The sequence below is a fragment of the Burkholderia sp. MSMB1826 genome, assembly GCF_001526325.1.
In the GTDB taxonomy this organism is placed as follows: Bacteria; Pseudomonadota; Gammaproteobacteria; order Burkholderiales; family Burkholderiaceae; genus Burkholderia.
This window is the reverse complement of record NZ_LOYN01000029.1, coordinates 16,562-36,368: the sequence shown is the minus strand read 5'-3', so window position 1 is coordinate 36,368 and position 19,807 is coordinate 16,562. Positions and strand designations below refer to the sequence as shown.

General features: G+C 70.7%; 17 protein-coding genes. 9 read left to right on the top strand and 8 right to left on the bottom strand.

Annotation, left to right across the window (positions count from 1 at the left end; translation table 11 throughout):
- Positions 1-132: 132 nt before the first annotated feature.
- Positions 133-642 (top strand): flavin reductase family protein, encoded by a 510-nt coding sequence (locus WS95_RS17675; protein ID WP_034208238.1) that lies wholly within the window; start codon positions 133-135, stop codon positions 640-642.
- On the opposite strand, the gene WS95_RS17670 is transcribed toward WS95_RS17675, so the two are convergent.
- The gene (locus tag WS95_RS17670) at positions 629-1,129 is read right to left on the bottom strand and encodes an Lrp/AsnC family transcriptional regulator (RefSeq protein WP_006477992.1); all 501 of its coding nucleotides are present in this window, start codon (positions 1,127-1,129) and stop codon (positions 629-631) included. The genes WS95_RS17675 and WS95_RS17670 overlap by 14 nt on opposite strands.
- A 129-nt stretch (positions 1,130-1,258) precedes the next feature.
- Between WS95_RS17670 and kynB the strand changes: the two genes are divergently transcribed.
- From kynB to kynA, 3 genes are all read left to right on the top strand, one after another.
- On the top strand, positions 1,259-1,900 hold the full coding sequence (gene kynB, locus WS95_RS17665) for an arylformamidase (protein WP_059782185.1): 642 nt from the start codon (positions 1,259-1,261) through the stop codon (positions 1,898-1,900).
- 27 nt (positions 1,901-1,927) lie between these two features.
- The gene (gene kynU, locus WS95_RS17660; protein WP_373557159.1) at positions 1,928-3,181 is read left to right on the top strand and encodes a kynureninase; all 1,254 of its coding nucleotides are present in this window, start codon (positions 1,928-1,930) and stop codon (positions 3,179-3,181) included.
- 81 nt (positions 3,182-3,262) lie between these two features.
- Entirely contained in the window at positions 3,263-4,195 is a 933-nt protein-coding gene (gene kynA, locus WS95_RS17655; protein ID WP_059824872.1) for a tryptophan 2,3-dioxygenase, read from the top strand.
- Positions 4,196-4,215: 20 nt separating this feature from the next.
- Here kynA and WS95_RS17650 read toward each other — a convergent pair whose 3' ends face one another.
- From WS95_RS17650 to mdlC, 4 genes are all read right to left on the bottom strand, one after another.
- On the bottom strand, positions 4,216-5,622 hold the full coding sequence (locus WS95_RS17650) for an MFS transporter (protein WP_059782180.1): 1,407 nt from the start codon (positions 5,620-5,622) through the stop codon (positions 4,216-4,218).
- A gap of 258 nt (positions 5,623-5,880) precedes the next feature.
- Positions 5,881-6,825: a ketopantoate reductase family protein gene (locus WS95_RS17645; protein WP_059824870.1), complete on the bottom strand. Its 945-nt coding sequence runs from the start codon at positions 6,823-6,825 to the stop codon at positions 5,881-5,883.
- A 14-nt stretch (positions 6,826-6,839) separates the two neighbouring features.
- Positions 6,840-8,291, bottom strand: coding sequence for an aldehyde dehydrogenase family protein (locus tag WS95_RS17640; protein ID WP_059824868.1), 1,452 nt, complete (start codon positions 8,289-8,291; stop codon positions 6,840-6,842).
- Between the two features lie 29 nt (positions 8,292-8,320).
- The gene (gene mdlC / locus WS95_RS17635; protein ID WP_059824867.1) at positions 8,321-9,928 is read right to left on the bottom strand and encodes a benzoylformate decarboxylase; all 1,608 of its coding nucleotides are present in this window, start codon (positions 9,926-9,928) and stop codon (positions 8,321-8,323) included.
- Between the two features lie 97 nt (positions 9,929-10,025).
- Between mdlC and WS95_RS17630 the strand changes: the two genes are divergently transcribed.
- From WS95_RS17630 to WS95_RS17615, 4 genes are all read left to right on the top strand, one after another.
- The gene (locus WS95_RS17630) at positions 10,026-10,937 is read left to right on the top strand and encodes a LysR family transcriptional regulator (RefSeq protein ID WP_059824865.1); all 912 of its coding nucleotides are present in this window, start codon (positions 10,026-10,028) and stop codon (positions 10,935-10,937) included.
- A gap of 209 nt (positions 10,938-11,146) precedes the next feature.
- The gene (dalD, locus tag WS95_RS17625) at positions 11,147-12,541 is read left to right on the top strand and encodes a D-arabinitol 4-dehydrogenase (protein WP_059824864.1); all 1,395 of its coding nucleotides are present in this window, start codon (positions 11,147-11,149) and stop codon (positions 12,539-12,541) included.
- Between the two features lie 105 nt (positions 12,542-12,646).
- Positions 12,647-14,128, top strand: a complete 1,482-nt coding sequence (gene xylB / locus WS95_RS17620) for a xylulokinase (RefSeq protein ID WP_059824862.1) — start codon at positions 12,647-12,649, stop codon at positions 14,126-14,128.
- A 121-nt stretch (positions 14,129-14,249) separates the two neighbouring features.
- Positions 14,250-15,206: a sugar-binding transcriptional regulator gene (locus WS95_RS17615; RefSeq protein WP_034208249.1), complete on the top strand. Its 957-nt coding sequence runs from the start codon at positions 14,250-14,252 to the stop codon at positions 15,204-15,206.
- Between the two features lie 22 nt (positions 15,207-15,228).
- On the opposite strand, the gene WS95_RS17610 is transcribed toward WS95_RS17615, so the two are convergent.
- Both WS95_RS17610 and WS95_RS17605 read right to left on the bottom strand, forming a co-directional pair.
- Positions 15,229-16,452 (bottom strand): MFS transporter, encoded by a 1,224-nt coding sequence (locus WS95_RS17610; RefSeq protein ID WP_059824860.1) that lies wholly within the window; start codon positions 16,450-16,452, stop codon positions 15,229-15,231.
- Positions 16,449-17,645 carry a serine hydrolase domain-containing protein gene (locus WS95_RS17605; protein WP_059824858.1) on the bottom strand — a complete coding sequence of 399 codons (1,197 nt, stop codon included), beginning with the start codon at positions 17,643-17,645 and terminating at the stop codon, positions 16,449-16,451. The genes WS95_RS17610 and WS95_RS17605 overlap by 4 nt, the downstream gene beginning before the upstream one ends.
- 113 nt (positions 17,646-17,758) lie before the next feature.
- On the opposite strand from WS95_RS17605, the gene WS95_RS17600 reads away from it, so the two are divergent.
- Positions 17,759-18,643, top strand: a complete 885-nt coding sequence (locus tag WS95_RS17600) for a LysR family transcriptional regulator (RefSeq protein ID WP_034208251.1) — start codon at positions 17,759-17,761, stop codon at positions 18,641-18,643.
- A gap of 17 nt (positions 18,644-18,660) precedes the next feature.
- On the opposite strand, the gene WS95_RS17595 is transcribed toward WS95_RS17600, so the two are convergent.
- Positions 18,661-19,770: an ABC transporter ATP-binding protein gene (locus WS95_RS17595; protein ID WP_059782163.1), complete on the bottom strand. Its 1,110-nt coding sequence runs from the start codon at positions 19,768-19,770 to the stop codon at positions 18,661-18,663.
- Between the last annotated feature and the right edge of the window lie 37 nt (positions 19,771-19,807).

Below are 19,807 nucleotides of genomic sequence, written 5' to 3'. Positions count from 1 at the left end.
GCGGCCCCGATTCCGCTAAAATCGGGCCATGCGCACCCCTTCTTCATCGACCGCTTCGTCGCCTTTCGTCCGCCGCGCCCGTCACACCCGTGGCGTGTCGCGCCCGCCCGTCCCGTTCCGGATGGCCGCCCGATGAGCCACGCCAATCCGCCGGATTTCGACTCGGCCGCCTTCCGGCAGGCGCTCGGCCAGTTCGCGACGGGCGTGACGGTGATCACCACGCAGGCGCCGTCCGGCCAGCTGATCGGCATCACCGCCAGCTCGTTCAATTCGGTGTCGCTCGATCCGCCGCTCGTGCTGTGGAGCCTCGCGCACAAATCGGCGTCGACGCCCGTGTTCCGCGGCAACAGCCATTACGTGGTGAACGTGCTCGCGGCGTCGCAACTCGACCTGTGCAAACGCTTCTCGACCTACAAGGGCGACCGCTTCGAAGGAATCGCGCACGCGGCCGGCAACTCGGGAATGCCCGTGCTCGACGGCGCGCTCGCGTGGTTCGAATGCCACAACCGCAGCCGCTACGACGAAGGCGACCACGTGATCTTCGTCGGCGAAGTGGAACGCTGCGGCGTGCGCGCGGTATCGGAAACGGCACCGCCGCTCGTGTTCCACGGCGGCGGCTTCCACGGCCTCACACCGCTTTGATCGCCCCCGTGCGCGCCAGGCCGACCGGCGCGCCGGCTTCGTCCTTCAGCGTCTGCAGCACGATGTTCGAACGGATGTCCATCACGCCCGGCGCCTTGTAGAGCCGGTTCAGCACGAAATCCGAATAGTGCTTGAGGTTGTGCGCGAGCACGCGCAGCAGATAGTGGCTCTCGCCGGTCACGACGAACGCGCCGACCACCTCCGGCCATTCGCGCAGCGCTTCCGCGAAGCGCTCGTGCCATTGATTCTCTTCGTTGCGCATCGACACCTGCACGAACGCCTCGAGCTCGAAGCCGAGCTTCTCGCGGCTCAGGCACGCGCGATAGTGCTCGATCACGCCCTGCTCCTCGAGCAGACGCATGCGGCGCAGGCAGGCGGACGGCGAAAGCGAGATGCGTTCGGCCAGGTCGAGATTGCTGATTCTGCCCTCCTCCTGCAGTACCGCCAGAATCCGGCAGTCGGTGGCATCGAGCGTGATCGCGTGCATTTTTGGTCCCCGTTTTCCCTCTGAGTCGAATTATCTGCCAATCCGGCGGATTGTCCATGTTTATTTCGCAAGCACTTTCTGCGAGCGTCCACCTATCATTCGAAGGATCGACTCACGATTCGTCATGCCATGGACACACTCTGGGACATCTCGCCGCCCGTCAGCCCCGCCACCCCCGTGTGGCCGGGCGATACGCCGGTTTCCGTCGAACGCGTGTGGCGGATGGAGGCCGGTTCGCCGGTCAACGTCGCACGCCTGACGCTGTCGCCGCACACGGGCGCGCACTGCGACGCGCCGCTGCACTACGACGCCGACGGCGCGCCGATCGGCGCGGTGCCGCTCGACACCTATCTCGGCCCGTGCCGCGTGATCCATTGCATCGGCGCATCGCCGGTCGTGCGGCCGGCCGACGTCGCGGCCGCGCTCGACGGCGTACCGCCGCGCGTGCTGCTGCGCACGTACGCGCACGCCAGCGTCGAGCAGTGGGACAGCGATTTCTGCGCGGTCGCGCCCGACACCGTCGACCTGCTCGCCGCGCACGGCGTGAAGCTGATCGGCATCGATACACCGTCGCTCGATCCGCAGGAATCGAAGACGATGGATGCGCATCGCCGCGTGCGCGCGCACCGGATGGCGATCCTCGAAGGGATCGTGCTCGACGACGTGCCGGCCGGCGACTACGAACTGATCGCGCTGCCGCTGAAATTCGCGACGCTCGACGCGAGCCCCGTGCGCGCGGTGCTGCGCGCGCTGCCCGCGCGGGCTTCCTGATTACCCGACTTACGACCTCACATCATGATGATCAAGACCCGTGAAGACGCGCTCGCGCTCGACCGCGACGACCCGCTCGCCCCGCTGCGCGACCAGTTCTCGCTGCCCGACTGCGTGATCTACCTCGACGGCAACTCGCTCGGCGCGCAGCCGCGCGCATCGGCTTCCCGTGCGCAGCAGGTGATCGGCGCCGAATGGGGCGAAGGCCTGATCCGCAGCTGGAACACGGCCGGCTGGTTCGCGCTGCCGCGCCGCCTCGGCGACAAGCTCGCGACGCTGATCGGCGGCGCGCCCGGCGAGACGGTCGTCACCGACACCATCTCGATCAACCTGTTCAAGCTGCTGTCGGCGATGCTGCGCCATCAGGCCGAGCGTGCGCCCGAGCGCCGCGTGATCGTGTCGGAACGCTCGAACTTCCCGACCGATCTGTACATCGCGCAAGGGCTGATCGAGCAGCTCGGCGGCCATTACGAGCTGCGCCTGATCGACGATCCGGCCGACCTGCCCGACGCGCTCGGCGCCGACACGGCCGTCGCGATGATCACGCACGTGAACTACCGCACCGGCTACATGCACGACATGCCGGCCGTCACGCAGCTCGTGCACGACGCGGGCGCGCTGATGCTGTGGGATCTCGCGCACTCGGCCGGCGCGGTGCCGGTCGACCTGAACGGCGCACGCGCGGACGGCGCGGTCGGCTGCACGTACAAGTACCTGAACGGCGGCCCCGGCTCGCCCGCGTTCGTGTGGGTGCCGCAACGCCATCTCGCGCATTTCTCGCAGCCGCTGTCGGGCTGGTGGGGCCATCGCGCGCCGTTCGCGATGCAGCCGAGCTTCGCGCCCGATCCGGGCATCGCGCGCTTCCTGTGCGGCACGCAGCCGATCGTGTCGATGTCGATGGTCGAATGCGGGCTCGACGTGTTCCTGCAGACCGACATGCAGACGATCCGCCGCAAGTCGCTCGCGCTGACCGACGCGTTCATCGCGCTCGTCGAGGAACGCTGCGCGGGCCTGTCGCTGAAGCTCGTCACGCCGCGCGCACATCACCAGCGCGGCTCGCAGGCGAGCTTCGAGCATCCGCACGGCTACGAAGTGATGCAGGCGCTGATCGCGCGCGGCGTGATCGGCGACTACCGCGAGCCGTACGTGCTGCGCTTCGGCTTCACGCCGCTCTATACGCGCTTCGCCGACGTATGGGATGCGGTCGAGACGCTGCGCGACATCCTCGCCACCGACGCGTGGAAGGCGCCCGAATTCGCCGAACGCGGCGCGGTGACCTGAGCGGTTCTGCGCGGCGCGCCGCAGTTGCATGCGGCGCGCGTTCGTCATTCAAATCTGGAGAAAGTCGTGAATTCTGGTCATATGCAGCCCCCCGGCGGCGACGCGCCGGCCGGCTGCCCGTTCTCGGGCGCACGCGCCGCCCAGCCGGCGCAAGCCGCGCACGAAGCGCCGCACGTGCCGGGCGATGCCGCCGAAGGCGGCTGGCACGACGCGCAGCTCGATTTCTCGAAGTCGATGAGCTATGGCGACTACCTGTCGCTGAATGCGATCCTCGACGCGCAGCATCCGCTGTCGCCCGATCACAACGAGATGCTGTTCATCATCCAGCATCAGACGAGCGAGCTGTGGATGAAGCTCGCGCTGTTCGAACTGCGCGGCGCGCTCGATGCGGTGCGCGCCGACGCGCTGCCGCCCGCGTTCAAGATGCTCGCGCGCGTGTCGCGCATCCTCGAGCAACTGGTGCAGGCGTGGAACGTGCTGTCGACGATGACGCCGTCCGAGTATTCGGCGATGCGGCCGTATCTCGGCCAGTCGTCGGGCTTCCAGTCGTATCAGTATCGCCAGCTCGAATTCCTGCTCGGCAACAAGAACGCGCAGATGCTGCAGCCGCATGCGCACCGGCCCGATATCCTCGAACAGGTGCGCGCGACGCTCGAGGCGCCGTCGTTCTACGACGAGGTCGTGCGCCTGCTCGCGCGGCGCGGGTTTTCGATCGCGCCGGAGCGGCTCGATCGCGACTGGACGCAGCCGACGCGTCACGACGAAACGGTCGAAGCCGCGTGGCTCGAGGTCTATCGTCATCCGCAGCAGCACTGGGAACTGTACGAGATGGCCGAGGAACTGGTCGATCTCGAGGACGCGTTCCGCCAGTGGCGCTTCCGTCACGTGACGACGGTGGAACGCATCATCGGCTTCAAGCAGGGCACCGGCGGCACGAGCGGCGCGCCGTACCTGCGCAAGATGCTCGACGTCGTGCTGTTCCCCGAACTCTGGCACGTGCGCACCACACTGTAACGCCCGTCGCGCGGGCGCCGTCACGACGACGTCCGCGCGAGCTCCTCGCCTTCGCACGGCGGCGCATGCGCGCGCGACAGCCGCGGAATGTGCCGCCGCACCGCGAGCAGCGCGACGCAGACCACGCCCATCGCAACGGCCAGCATCGTCAGGTAGGCACCCGCGCCGCCCGCCGTGATCACGATCGCGCCCGCGAACGCGCTGAAGATCGCACCGAGCCGGCCGAACGCGAGCGCACTCGCGGTGCCCGTCGCGCGCACGGCCGTCGGGTAGATGTACGCGCACAGCGCATACATCGTCGACTGCACCGCGTTGACGAACAGCCCGTGCAAGCCGAGCCCGACGATCAGCCAGCCCGTATGGCGGCTCGCATCGACGCCCATCAGCCATACCGCGCTCGCCGCGCCGCCGATGCTGCACAGCGCGAGCGGCCAGCGCGACCCCGCATGCGCGATCGCCCATGCGCACAGCAGCGCGCCGACCACGCCGCCGAGGTTGTACGCGGTGAGTCCCGAGCCCGCGACCGACACGCTCAACCCGCTCGCCGCGAGCATCGTCGGCAGCCAGCTGAATGCGGCGTACACGGCGAGCAGGCACATGAAGAACGCGCACCACAGCGCGATCGTGTCGCGCGCGTGGCCGCTCGCGAACAGTGCGCCGAAGCCGCCGCGGCTGCCGGGCGCGCGGGCGTCCTTCGTATCGGTGAACACGGTGCCGGGCGCGACCGGCCGCTGCATTCGCGCGAGCAGCGCGCCGAGTTCCGGCCAGCGTGCGGGGCGCCGCGCGAGATAGCGCGGCGATTCGGGCAACGCGCGCACGAGCACGAAGCCGAACACGAGCGGCAGCGCACCGCCCGCGAAGAACAGCCCGCGCCAGCCGTAGCGCGGCAGCACCTCGTGCGCGAACAGGCCGGCCAGCATGCCGCCGAGCGGCACGCAGACGATCGTCGCGGTCACCATCATCGTGCGGCGCCGCGCGGGCGTGTATTCGGCGGTCATCGTGGTGGCCGTCGGCAGCGCGCCGCCGATCCCGAGCCCTGCACAGAAGCGCAGCATCGCGATCGTCGCGACGTCGGGCGCGAAGCCGATCGCGCAGGTCGCGATGCCGAACAGGAACACGCTGCCGATCACGGCCTGGCGACGGCCGAAGCGATCCGCGACGATCCCCGCGCACGCGCTGCCGATACCCATTCCGATCAGCCCCGCCGCGACGGCCGGCGCGAACGCGCCGCGCGTGATGCCCCATTCGCGAATCAGCACGGGAATCGCGAAACCGATCAGTTGGCCGTCGAAGCCGTCGAGCACGATCGCGAGCGCGGCGAGCAGCACCACGCCGCGCTGCATCGCCGTGAACGGCCCGTCGTCGAGCGTCGTGCCGACGTCGACCGACGGCGGCAGCCGTCCGTCCAGTGGGTCGCGCGTGCTCATGCGACCTCCCGGGCGCCGCACGTCGGCGGCAACGTGCGCGAACGGCGCGCGGCAAGACAACGGTATTCGATGGCTTTCATGGCGTCTCCTGTTGTCCGGGCTGGCGCACACGCGTGCCCGGATCTCGTGCTGCGCAGTCGGCCGGCGCGCATGCATCGGCGCCGGCGTCCTGTCCTGCCCTTCACGATCCGACGCCATCGCCCCGCGTGCGCGGCATCCGTATCGTCACGCGGCGCCAGCCGGCCGCCGGCCTGCTGCTCAGTTCGTCCGTGCGTCGATCAGCCGGACGAGCGCGAGCAGCGTCTCGGCATGCGGCACCGCGACGCCCGCTTCGCGCGCGGCTGCGACGACCTTGCCGTTGATCGCGTCGATCTCGGTGCGGCGGCCCGCGAGCACGTCCTGCAGCATCGACGGACGATGGCCGCGATGTTCGCGGATCGCATGCTCGACGTTGCGCGCAATGCGTTCGCCGTCGACCGCGATGCCCTTCGCGCGCGCGACGGCGGCGGTCTCGGCCGCGATCGCCAGCGCGAGCCGCGGACCGTCGTGACGATGGCCGAGCTGGTCGACGGTGCAGCCCGTCGCCGCGCACAGCGGGTTGAGCGCCGCATTGAACGCGACCTTCTCCCAGATCGCGGCCCACACGTCAGGATCGAGCGTGCACGCGAGCCCCGCGCGCGACAACGCGTCGGCCACGGCCGTCGCGAACGGGCGCGCCACGCCGTCGGCCGTCATCATGCGGATCGTGCCGGCGCCGTGCGAGCGCACGTGCGCGGGACCGGCCGCATCGGCCGGCCACGTCGTCACGCCGACCAGGATGCGCTCGAGCGGGACGAACGCATTCAGCGTCTCGACGTTGCCGAGCCCGTTCTGCAGCGTCAGCACGAACGTGCCCGCCGTCAGCAGCGCGCGCACGCCGTCGAGCGCCGCCCGCGTGTGCAGCGATTTCGTGAAAACGATCAGCAGGTCGAACGATGTGTCGGGCGCGGCGGCCGCGTATGCATTCGCGGCTTCCGGCCGCACGGCCTGCAGCGAGCGGATGCGCCGCTCGCCGCGAGCGTCGTCGATGCGCAGCCCGTCGCGACGGATCGCATCGAGATGCGTATCGTTCACGTCGATCAGCGTGACGGCTTCGCCGCTTTCGGCGAGCCGCCCGCCGAACAGCGAGCCCATCGCGCCCGCACCCAGAATCGCGATTCTCATCGTCGGCGGCCTCGTCAGAACGGATAGTGGCGCGGCGCCGTCTGCACGGTGATCCAGCGCAGGTCGGTGAACGCGGCGATGCCGGCCTGGCCGCCGAAGTGGCCGAAGCCGCTGTCCTTCACGCCGCCGAACGGCATCTGTGCTTCGTCGTGCACGGTCGGGCCGTTCACGTGACAGATGCCCGATTCGATGCGCGCGGCGACACGCAGCGCCCGCGCGACGTCGCGGCTGAACACGGCCGACGCCAGCCCGAACGCGTTGTCGTTCGCGCAGCGGATCGCGGCGTCCTCGCCGTCGACGCGCACGATGCCCTTCACCGGGCCGAACGATTCTTCCGCATAGATGCGCATCGCCGGCGTCACGTGATCGAGCAGCGTCGCGGGAAACAGCGTGCTGTCGGCCTTGCCGCCGCACAGCAGCGTCGCGCCGTGCGCGAGCGCGTCGTCGATCAGCGCGTTGCAGCGCTCGACGGCCTTCGCGTCGATCAGCGAGCCGAGCACGACGGGCCCGTGGCGCGGGTCGCCGAGCGGCAGCGACGCAGCCTTGGCGGCGAGCTTCGCGACGAACGCATCGGCGATCGATGCGTCGACGACGATGCGCTCAGTCGACATGCAGATCTGCCCGGAATTCGCGAATGCGCCGAATGCGGCCGCGGCGACCGCCGCGTCGAGATCGGCATCGTCGAGCACGACGAACGGCGCCTTGCCGCCGAGTTCCAGCACCGACGGTTTCAGATGGCGCGCGCAGGCTTCGGCGATGATCCGCCCGACTCGCGTCGAGCCGGTGAAATTCACGCGGCGCACGGCCGGATGCGCGATCAACGCGTCGACGACGGCGCCCGCGTCGTCGGGCGCGTTCGTCACGAAGTTGACGACGCCCGGCGGCAGCCCGGCCTCCTGCAGCGCCTCGACGACCAGCCCGTGCGTGACGGGGCACAGTTCCGAGCCTTTCAGCACGACCGTGTTGCCGCATGCGAGCGGCAGCGCGAGCGCGCGCGTCGCGAGAATCACCGGCGCGTTCCACGGCGCGATGCCGAGCACGACGCCGGCCGGCTGCCGCACGCCCATCGCGAGCGAGCCGGGCACGTCGGACGGGATCAGCGCGCCGCCGACCTGCGTGGTGAGCGACGCGGCCTCGACGAGCCCGCTCGCCGCGAGCTTCACGTTGAAGCCGGCCCACAGCGCGGAGGCGCCCGTCTCGGCCGCCATCGCGGCGACGAACTGCTCGTGTTTCGCTTCGAGCGCGGCGGCCGCCTTCAGCAGCCATGCGCGTCGCGCGCCGGGGCCGAGCGCGGCCCATTCGGGAAACGCACGGGCGGCCGCGTCGGCCGCCGCGCGCGCATCGTCGACGGTGCCCGCGGGCGCGGCCGACGCGATTTCGCCGTCGAGCGGGTTGCGGCGCACGAAGGTCGCGCCGCTGGACGAGTGGCGGCGTTCGCCGCCGATCAGCATCGCTACGGTTTGCATGGCATCTCCGGAAAGACGCGCGCGGCGCGTCAGGCAATCTCGACTTCGACGACGACCGGCGTCGCGGCCCGCAGCGCGTCGGTCAGCGTGTCGCGCAGGCGTGCGGCATCGGCGACGCGCACGCCGCGGCAGCCCATCCCTTGCGCGAGCGCGACGAAATCCAGGTCGGGCAGATCGGTGCCCTGCACCGGGTCGCCCGGGCCGAAGCCGAACACGGGCGCGAAATCCTGCAGCGCCGCGTAACGCCGGTTGTTCAGGATCACGAACGTGATCGGCAGCTTCAGTTGCGCGGCGCTCCACAGCGCCTGGATCGAATACAGGCTCGAGCCGTCGCCGATCAGCCCGATCACGCGCCGGCCCGGCTGCGCGAGCGCGACGCCGACGGCGGCCGGCATCCCGTAACCCAGGCCGCCGCTGTCCATCGTGTAGAACGTGCCGCTGCGCGTGAACGGCAGATGTTCCTGCATCACCGACCGCGCGCTCGGCGCCTCCTCGACGACGATGTCCTGCGCGTCGCGCACGTCGGCGAGCGTCTGCAGCGCGAACGCGACCGACATGCGCTCGCCGGCGGCGGGCGTGTCGACACGGACGTGCGGCGGGCGCGGCGCGGGCATCGACCGCTCGGGCGGCGCGGGCCGCGCCAGGAGATCGCGCGCGGCGAGCCGCAGGTTGCCGACGACCGCATCGCCCGACGGCGTCCACGCGGCGACGCCGGGATCGTCGACGAGCTGCACGAGCGTCGCGCCCGGCGGCACGTGCGGACCGAAGCCTTCGATGTGGTACGTGAACGCGGGCGCGCCGAACGCGAACACGAGATCGTGCCCGGCGAGCCGCGCGACGATCTTCTCGCGGATCGCGGGCAGGAAGCCGGCGAACAGCGGATGGTCCTCGGGAAAGCTGCAGCGCCCCGACATCGGCGCGACGTACACGCGCGCACGGTGCCGCTCGGCGAGACGCACGGCGTCGTCCCACGCCCCCGCGCGATCGACGGCCGCGCCGACCACGAACGCCGGGCGCCGCGCGGCGTCGAGCGCGTCGCCGAGCCGCGCGAGCGCGTCGGGATCGGGCCGCACGATGCGGCTGACGTCGCGCCGCGGCAGCCGTTCGGCCGGCTGGTCCCAGTCGTCGACCGGAATCGATACGAACACGGGGCCGCGCGGCTCCTGCATCGCGATGCGGTACGCACGCGCGATCGCGGCCGGCACGTCCTGCGCGCGCGCGGGCTCGATGCTCCATTTCACGTACGGCTTCGGCAGTTCGGCGGCTTGCGTCGCGCCGAGGAACGGATCGAACGGCAGAATCGCGCGCGCCTGCTGGCCCGCGGTGACGATCAGCGGCGTGCGGTTCTTGAACGCGGTAAACAGATTGCCCATCGCGTTGCCGACACCCGCCGCCGAATGCAGGTTGACGACCGCCGCATTGCCGGTGGCCTGCGCATGGCCGTCGGCCATCCCGACCACGACGGCTTCGTGCAGGCCGAGCACGTAGCGGAAATCGTCGGGAAAGGCGCGGAACATCGGCAGCTCGGTCGAGCCGGGATTGCCGAACACGCGGTCGATGCCGAACTGGCGGAGCAAGTCGATCACCGCATCGCGAACGGTGATCGATGCGGCGGAAAGGGGTGAATGGCCGGACATGCTCGGCGCTCCTCGATGGCTTGGCGGTTTCCACAGTATCGAAGCGCAAGCCATTCACCGATACTGTATTTTCTGCGAAAAGCCATTACGTTCCGGCATGACTTTCGATCTCCGACAACTGCGTGCCTTCACGACGATCGTCGCGTGCGGCAGCCTCGGCCGCGCGGCCGATGCGCTGCACGTCACGCAGCCGGCGCTGAGCCGGATCCTGAAGCGGCTCGAGGAGCAGGTCGGCGCGCCGCTGTTCGAGCGCCATTCGAAGGGCGTGCAGCTCACCGCGTTCGGCGAGGCGTTGCTGCCGCACGCGACGCTGCTGCAGCACGAGGCCGAACATGCGCGCGAGGAGCTCGACGCGATGCGCGGGTTCGCGAAGGGCACGATCAAGGTCGGCACGGTGGGCAGCATCGCGAGCCTCGTGCTGCCGGTCGCGGTCGGCCGCGTGCTCGACCGCTGGCCGAACCTGCGCGTCGAAATCATCGAGGGCGTGTGGGACCGGCTCGCGCAAGGGCTGATCAAGCACGAGATCGACCTTGCGCTGTCCGCGCACGGGCCCGATACCGACGAGATCGTCGCGATTCCCGAATGCCGCTGGGAGGACCGCAGCCATATCGTTGCGGCGCCGCACCATCCGCTGCGCGCGCTCGGCCGCGCACCGACGCTCGCCGATACGCTGCACGCGCGCTGGGCGATTCCGCCGCGGGGCACCGCGCCGTTCGACCACATGCGCGCGACCTTCGACGCACACGGCCTCCCGCTGCCCGACATCGCGGTCGAGACGCGCTCGGTCACGACGCTGAAAAGCTTGGTCGCACATGCGGGATTCCTCTGTTGGATGGCCGAGCCGATGTACGGCGCCGAACGGCGCGCCGGCACGATCGACACGCTGCCCGTGCGCGAAGTCGTCGCGGTGCGCACGCTCACCGCATTCCGGCGCCGCCACGGGATCCTGCCGGGGCCGGCCGGCAAGCTGCTCGACGAACTCGTCGCACTCACGCGCGAGGGGGGCTGACGCTCTTTTCGCCGGCTGCGTCGCGCCTGCCCGCCTACCCGCCTGCCTGCCCGCGTGCCCTCCCCGCCCTCCCCGCCCGCGCCGCAGCGCACCATCGAAATGCCGTGTCCCCGCCTTGACTTTCGTTCGCCCGAATACGATCATTCGCTCACACAAAGAGCAAATGATCGTATTCGACAGGATAGACAGGCAGGAACAGGAGACACCGGATGAGCGACTCGCCCTCCGCCCGCGCGCCCGTGCTGCTGCACATCGGCGCGGGCTCGTTTCACCGCGCGCACCAGGCGTGGTATCTGCATCGCGTGAACGCGGCCGTGCCGGCCGACGAACGCTGGTCGCTGACCGTCGGCAACATCCGCGACGACATGCGCGCGACGATGGACGCGCTCGCCGCGCAACATGGCGCGTACACGCTCGAAACCGTCACGCCGCAAGGCGAACGCGCCTACGAGACGATCCGTTCGATCACGCGCGTGCTGCCGTGGTCGATCGATCTCGCCGCGCTGATCGACGCCGGCGCCGATCCGGCGTGCCGGATCGTGTCGTTCACCGTCACCGAAGGCGGCTACTACCTCGACGAACACGACCGGCTCGACCTCGCGAACGCCGATCTCGGCGCCGACCTGCAGGGCGCGCGCACGACGCTGTACGGTGCGCTCGCGGCGCTGCTCGCCGAACGCGTGCGGCGCGGCGCCGGCCCGCTCACGCTGCAAAGCTGCGACAACCTGCGCAACAACGGCGCCCGCTTTCGCGCGGGGATGCGCGAATTCCTCGAGCGACGCGGCGAAACGGACCTCATCGCGTGGTTCGATGCGAACGTCGCGACGCCCAGCGCGATGGTCGACCGCATCACGCCGCGTCCGACCGCCGACGTGCGCGAGCGCGTGCGCGCGGCCACCGGCGTCGACGACGCGTGCCCGGTGATGGGCGAATCGTTCATCCAGTGGGTGATCGAGGACCGCTTCGCGGCCGGCCGGCCGCGCTGGGAGCTGGCCGGCGCGGAACTCGTCGACGACGTCCATCCGTACGAGGAAGCGAAGATCCGCATCCTCAACGCGACGCACAGCTGCATCGCGTGGGCCGGCACGCTCGCGGGCCATGCGTATATCCACGAAGGCACGCACGACGCGGCGATCCGCCGCTTCGCGCACGACTACGTGACGCAGGACGTGATCCCGTGTCTGACGCCGAGCCCGCTCGATCTCGCGCGCTACCGCGACGTCGTGCTCGAGCGCTTCGGCAACCCGTACGTGCTCGACACGAACCAGCGCGTCGCAGCCGACGGCTTCTCGAAGATCCCCGGCTTCATCGCGCCGACGCTCGTCGAATCGTTCGCGCGCGGCGCCGCGCCGGTCGCCACCGCCGTGCTGCCCGCGCTGTTCCTGTGCTTTCTCGAGCGCTGGGCGCGCGGCACGCTGCCGTATGCGTACCAGGACAGCGTGATGGACGACAGCGTCGCGCGTGCGATCGTCGACGCCGACGACCCGGTCGTCGCGCTGTGCGCCAACCGCGCGCTGTGGGGCTCGCTGGCCGGCAACGCGGCGCTGCTCGACGCGTTGCGCGCCGGGCTCGCGCGCGTCGACGCATGGCTCGCGGCGCGCTGACCACGCGCGTGCCGGCGCCCGGCCGCGCAGCCGGGCGAACCCGCTTGGCACATGCCGTGCGGCACGGCTAAAGTAGCGGCTCCTCTCTGACGGAACGGATCGCTCATGTATCTCGGCATCGACCTCGGCACCTCGGAAGTGAAGGTGCTGCTGCTCGCCCCGGACGGCGCGGTCGTCGGCACCGCCGGCTCGCCGTTCACGGTGTCGCGGCCGCATCCGCGCTGGGCCGAACAGCATCCGGACGACTGGTGGCGAGGCACGCTCGCGGCGCTCGCGACGCTGCGCGAGCGGCACCCCCACGCGTTCGCGCAGGTGCGCGGCATCGGCCTGTCGGGCCAGATGCACGGCGCGGTGCTGCTCGGCCGCGACGATCGCGTGCTGCGCCCGGCGATCCTGTGGAACGACATGCGCAGCGCCGACGAATGCGCGCTGCTCACCGAGCGCGCGCCCGATCTCCACGCGCTGGCCGGCAACCTCGCGATGCCCGGCTTCACCGCGCCGAAACTGCTGTGGGTCGCCAAGCACGAACCCGACGTGTTCGCGGCAACCGCGTGCGTGCTGATGCCGAAGGACTACCTGCGATTCCGGCTGACCGGCGCGAAAGTGTCGGACCCGTCGGACGCGGCCGGCACGCTGTGGCTCGACGTTGCCCGTCGCGACTGGTCCGATGCGCTGCTCGCCGCGTGCGGGATGACGCGCGCGCAGATGCCGCGCATCGTCGAGGGCAACGCGCCGTCCGGCACGCTGCGTGCGGACGTCGCACGCGAGCTCGGGCTGTCGGAGGCCGTCCCGGTCGCGGGCGGCGGCGGCGACAACGCGACGAGCGCGCTCGGCATCGGTGCGATCCACGCGGGCGACGGCTTCGTGTCGCTCGGCACGTCCGGCGTGCTGAGCGTGGTCGGCGACCGCTTCATGCCGAATCCCGCGTCGGCCGTGCATGCGTTCTGCCATGCGATTCCCGATCGCTGGCAACTGATGAGCGTCGTGCTGTCGGCCGCGAGCTGCCTGCGCTGGGTCTGCAAGCTGACCGGCACCGACGAGCCCGCGCTGCTCGCCGAAGTCGCGGCGCTCGACGCCGACGCGCTCGCCGCGGCGCCGCTGTTCCTGCCCTACCTGTCGGGCGAACGCACGCCGCACAACGATCCGTACGCGCAGGGCGTGTTCTTCGGGATGACCCACGCGACCGAGCGCGCGCACCTCGGCTATGCGGTGCTCGAAGGCGTGACGCTCGGCCTCGCCGACGGTCTCGACGCGCTGCATGCGGCCGGCGTCGAAACCGACCGGTTGTCGCTGATCGGCGGCGGCGCGCGCAGCGCGTTCTGGGCGCAACTGATCGCGGACGCGCTGAACGTGCGCACGCGCCAGATCGGCGGCGGCGAAACGGGCGCGGCGCTCGGCGCGGCACGGCTCGGCTGGCTGGCCGTCGGCGGCGATCCGCAGACGGTGCTGACCAAGCCGCCGGTGCGCGCCGAATACGAACCCGACGCCGCCCGCCATGCGCGGTTGCGCGAACGCCTCGAGGCGTTCCGCGCGCTGTACCGTCACGTGCGGCCGCTGTACGAACCGTCGCGCGCACGGCTCGCGTAGGCGCCGCGCTCGCGCGGCCGGCCGCCGGCCGTGCGCGCGACATGCGGTACAGTGGATGCCGTCATGCGGCCCGCCGGCCGGTCCGCGGGGCGGCACCCCAGATCCGAACCGAATCGCTATCGTGTCCAAGTCCTCAGAAAAACTCGATCTCGCCACGCGCGCCGCATGGCTCTATTACGTCGCGGGCGACACGCAGAACGAAATCGCCGAAAAGCTGCAGGTGTCGCGCCCCGTCGCGCAGCGCCTCGTCGCGTTCGCGGTCGAGAAGAACCTGATCCGCGTGCGTGTCGACCATCGGCTCGCCGACTGTCTCGATCTCGGCGCGCAACTGTCGAAACGCTACGGCCTCGCGATGTGCGAAGTCGTGCCCGTCGACGCCGATGCGCCCGACGCGATCGACCGCAAGCTCGCGGTCGCCGGCGCGCAGGTGATGGAGCGCTACCTGAACGAAACGCGGCCGATGGTGATCGCGGTCAGCAGCGGCCGGACGCTGAAGGCCGCGGTCGCGCAGATCGCGCAGATCGACCGCCCGCAGCACCGGCTCGTGTCGATGGTCGGCGCGATCGCGGCCGACGGCTCGTCGAACCGCTACGACGTCGCGCAGTACATCTCCGAGAAAACCGGCAGCAAGCATTTCCTGCTGCCCGCGCCGCTGTTCGCCGACAGCGACGCCGAGCGCGCGCAGTGGTGCAATCACCGGCTGTACCGGATCGTCGAGGCGCTGTCGGGCGAAGCCGACGTCGCGTTCGTCGGGATCGGCAACATCGGTCCGCACTGCCCGCTCTACGAAGACGGCTTCATCACCGAACAGGAGCGCGACGAGATGACCGCGCTCGGCGCGGTGGCCGAACTGCTCGGCGTGCCGATCGACGCGCAGGGCACGCAGATCACCGTGTCGACGAGCGCGCGGGTGACGAGCGTCGCGCTCGCCACGCCGCCGAAGCGGCCGACGATCGCGTTCGCCGGCGGCCCGAAGAAACACGACGCGGTGATTGCCGCGCTGCGCGGCGGCTGGCTGTCGGGGCTCGTCACCGACGAAACCTGCGCGCGCGCCGCGCTCGCCGCGAAGGCGGCCTGACGCTGCCGTCGCACGCGCCGGCTCAGGCCGCGCGCGACGCAGGAAACGCATGCCGGCGTGCGCGCCACGCGCCGACCCACGCCAGCGCCAGCAGCGCGACGAGCACCCACGGAATCGCGCCGGCGCCCGTCGCGCCGAGCAGCATCCCGCCCGCGATGCCGCCGCCGGCGATCGCCAGATTCCACACCGTCACGAGCATCGACTGCGCGACGTCGGCCGATTCGCCCGCCGCGTTCGCGGTGGCCGTCTGGAACAGCGTCGGCGCGCCGCCGAACGCGAGCCCCCACAGCACGACGCCCGCATAGACGGTCGCCATCCCGGAACCGGCGCCGAGCATCGCCGCCGCCAGCGCGAACAGCGCGATGCTCGCGAGCGTGAGGCGTCGCTGCGCGGCGCCGATCCACGCGCCCGTCAACGCGATGCCGACGAGCGACGCGACGCCGAACACGAACAACACCACATCGACCTGCGCCCCCATCCGCACGCCCGCGAGGAACGGCGCGACGTACGTGTACAGCATGTTGTGCGCGAGCACGTATGCAAACATCACCGTCAGCACCGGGCGCACGCCGGGCAGCGTCATCACGCCGAGCACCGGCTCGCGCGCGCCGGCCTGCTGGCCGGGATAGTCGGGTACGCGCATGCGGATCCAGCCGATCAGCGCGAGCGCCGCGGCCGAAATACCGGCGAACGCGAGACGCCAGCCGAACGTCGCGCCGAGCGCGGTGCCGGCCGGAATGCCGATCGACATCGCCGCCGGTATGCCGAGCATCGCGACCGCGATCGCGCGGCCGCGCAGCGACGGCTCGACCATCCGGCTCGCATAGCCGGCCAGCAGCGCCCACAGCAGCCCGGCCGACATCCCCGCGACGAACCGCGCCGCAAGCGTGAGCGCGTAATACGGCGACGCGGCCGTCAGCGCGTTCGACACGACGAAACCGGCCAGCGCGGCGAGCAGCAGGCGGCGCCGGCGCATCGCGCGCGTCGCGGCGACGAGCGGAATCGCCGCGACGATCGAGCCGAGCGCGTAGGCGGTCACCAGTTGGCCGATCAGCGCCTCGGTCACGCGCAGGTCGGCGCTCATCGGCGGCAGCAGGCCGGCCGGCAACGCTTCGGTGAGCACCGTGATGAAGCCGGCGGTGGCCAGCGCGAGCAGGTTCGCGACGGGCAGGCGTGCACGGGCCGGCGTGGACGGATCGGCCGCCCGATCGACGGCGCGCTCGGAGACGGATATGCACTCGCTCATTGCGCACTCCGATCGTCGACGCCATACACCGCATCGCGCACGTCGGTGACGATGCGCCCGTGCATCCCTTCGTACAACGTATTGGTCAGCGCCACCACCGTCAGCCCGGCCGCCCGGTCGGCGAACCACGCATGCCCGTACGCGCCGCCCCAGCGCCACGTGCCGACCGATTCCGGCGATTGCGCGGCCGCCGGGTCATGCAGCACGGAAAAGCCGAGTCCGAAGCCGAACCCCGGCGCGTCCGGCAGGTCGTGCGCGCCCGGCTGAACGCGCGACATCTCGTCGATCCAGCGGCGCGCGAGCCAACCGTCGCGCCCGGTGCGCAACGTATCGAACAGCGTCATGCAGTCGCCCGCCGTAGCGATCATCCCTGCGCCGCCCGACGGCCACGCGGCCGCATCGAACGCGCGCGCCGGTGCGAAACGGATGCCGACCGTACCCTCGTACACCGGGACGAGATCGTCGTCGGTCATCCGGCGCGGCACGCCGGGCGTACTGACGTAAGGCGTCGCGAGGCGCGCCGCGTCACGCGTGAAAAACGCCGTGTCGGTCATCCCGAGCGGCGTCGTCACGAGCGCCGCCACGGCGTCGGCGAGCGGTCGGCCGTCGACCGCCTCGATCAGCGCACCGACCACGTCGGTCGCGAGCGAGTAGTGCCACGACGTGCCGGGCGCGAACCGCAGCGGCACGCCGGCGATGCGCCGCACGTTCTCCGCGAGCGACGGTCCGGCGCCGTCCATGCCGTCGGACACGCCCGCGCGCGCATACGGTCCGTCGGCGTCGGCTTCGAGAAAGCGATAGCCGAGCCCGGCCGTGTGCGACAGCAGATGGCGCAGCGTGATGTCGGCAGGCGTGCCGTCCGCGAGCGTCGGCGCGAACGCGGGCAGCCAGCGCGCGACCGGTTCGTCGAGGCCGATCTTCGATGCCGCGACCAGCCGCATCGCGGCGGCCGTCACGATCGGCTTGGATACCGACGCGAGCCGGAACAGCGTGTCCTCGCGCATCGGCGTGCCGGCTTCGCGGTCGGCCAGCCCGGCCGCGCGTGCATAACGCAATTCGCCGTCGCGCGCGACCAGCACGACCGCGCCGACCACGCGCGCGTCGGCCAGCGCGCGATCGAGCACGGCGTCGAGCCGCGCGCGCAGCGCGGCGTCCGGTTCCCTGCGGTGCGTGGTGACAGGCAACGATGACATGGCGTGACCTCGAACAGTGAAGGAACGCCCATCGTAAGGAGCCGGCGCCGGAAGAAAAACCGGGTTAGAGTTCCGGACACTCCGGACATCGATGTCCGTAATCGAGGCCCTGCATGGAAAATCTTGGCGGTTTCGTCGTGTTCGTCCAGGTCGCGGAAACGCGCAGCTTCGTCGCGGCCGGCCGCGCGCTCGGATTGTCGGCGTCGGCGGTCGGCAAGCGCATCGCGCGCCTCGAGGCGCGCCTGAACGTGCGGCTCTTTCACCGCAGCACGCGCAGCATCACGCTGACGGCCGAAGGCGCGCGCTTTCTCGAACGGTGCCGGCGCGTGATCGCCGAAATCGATGCGGCCGAGCGGGAATTGACGCAGAGCGTCGAGGCGCCGCGCGGGCGGCTGCGCGTGAGCCTGCCGACGATCGGCACGCTGCTGCTGCCGGTGCTCGCCGATTTCATGGCTGCGTATCCGGAGATCGAGCTCGACATCGATTTCAGCGACCGGATCGTCGACGTGATCGACGAAGGCTTCGACGTGGTCCTGCGCACCGGCCGTCCGACCGATTCGCGACTGTCGTCGCGGCTGCTCGGCCACTTCCGCCAGCACCTGGTCGCGTCGCCCGACTATCTCGACCGGCACGGCACGCCGCGCACACCGGCCGATCTCGCGCAGCACCGCTGCCTGCATTACCGCTTCCCGAGCAGCGGCAAGCTCGAGATCTGGCCGCTGCGCGCGCCGCGCGCCGGCACGCCGCCGGAGGTGCCCGTCTCGATGGTCAGCAACAACGCCGAGACGCGCCTGTGCTTCGCGCTGCGCGGGCTCGGCATCGCATGCCTGCCCGAGTTCTTCGTACGCGACACGCTCGCCGACGGCAGGCTGCGCGCGGTGCTCGACGACCACGTCGCGAGCCGTACGCCGTTCTACGTGCTGTGGCCGTCAGGCCGCCATCCGATGCCCAAGCAGCGCGCGTTCGTCGATTACATGGCCGAGCATTTGCGGCTGTAACCGGCGCGCAGCAGCGGTCAAGCCGCCTTCGCGTGCGCGCTCAGCCGCCGAAACGCCTGCCCGTGCTCGTCGAACAGATGGCAGTGCTCGGGCAGCGCATGCACGCGCAGCGCCTCGCCGGTGCGATACGTGTCGAGCGGCGGAATTCGCGCGATCAGCCCGTCCGGCGCGACGGCCGACTCCGCATACAGATACGCGGCGTCGCCGAGCGATTCGACGGCCATCGTCCGCGCGGCGACGCCGGGCGTCGCCGCATCGACCAGCAGGTGTTCCGGCCGCACGCCGACGGTCACGGCCGCACCGCGCTGCAGCCCGGCCGCGTCGACCGCGACACGCTGCGTCTCGCCGCTGTCGAACCGCACGAGCACGCCGGTCGCATCGGCCGATTCGACCGTGCCCTTCAGGAAGTTCATCTTCGGCGAGCCGATGAAGCCCGCGACGAACTGGTTCGCCGGCGCGTGATACAGCGTGTTCGGCGTGCCGACCTGCTGCACCGCACCGCCCGACAGCACGACGATCTTGTCGGCGAGCGTCATCGCCTCGACCTGGTCGTGCGTCACGTAGATCATCGTCGTCTTCAGCTCGTCGTGCAGCCGCGCGAATTCCAGCCGCATCTTCACGCGCAGCGCGGCGTCGAGGTTCGACAGCGGTTCGTCGAACAGGAACACCTTCGGCTTGCGCGTGATCGCGCGGCCGATCGCGACGCGCTGCCGCTGGCCGCCGGACAGTTGCTTCGGCTTGCGGTCGAGCAGATGATCGATGTGCAGGATCTTCGCGGCCTGCTTCACGGCCTGGTCGATCTCGGGCTTCTTCGCGCCCGCGAGCTTGAGGCCGAACGCCATGTTGTCGTACAGCGTCATGTGCGGGTACAGCGCATACGACTGGAACACCATCGCGATGCCGCGCTTCGCGCTCGGCACGTCGTTGACCTTCGCGCCGTCGATCAGCAGGTCGCCGCTCGAAATGTCTTCGAGGCCGGCGATCATCCGCATCAGCGTGGATTTGCCGCAGCCGCTCGGCCCGACGAATACGACGAATTCGCCGTCGGCGATGTCGAGGTTCACGTTGCGCAGCACTTCGGTGTCGTCGTAGCGCTTCGCGATGTTGCGCAGGAGCACGCTTGCCATGATCTGTCTCCGTTCGTTCGTGATGCGTCGCCTGGCC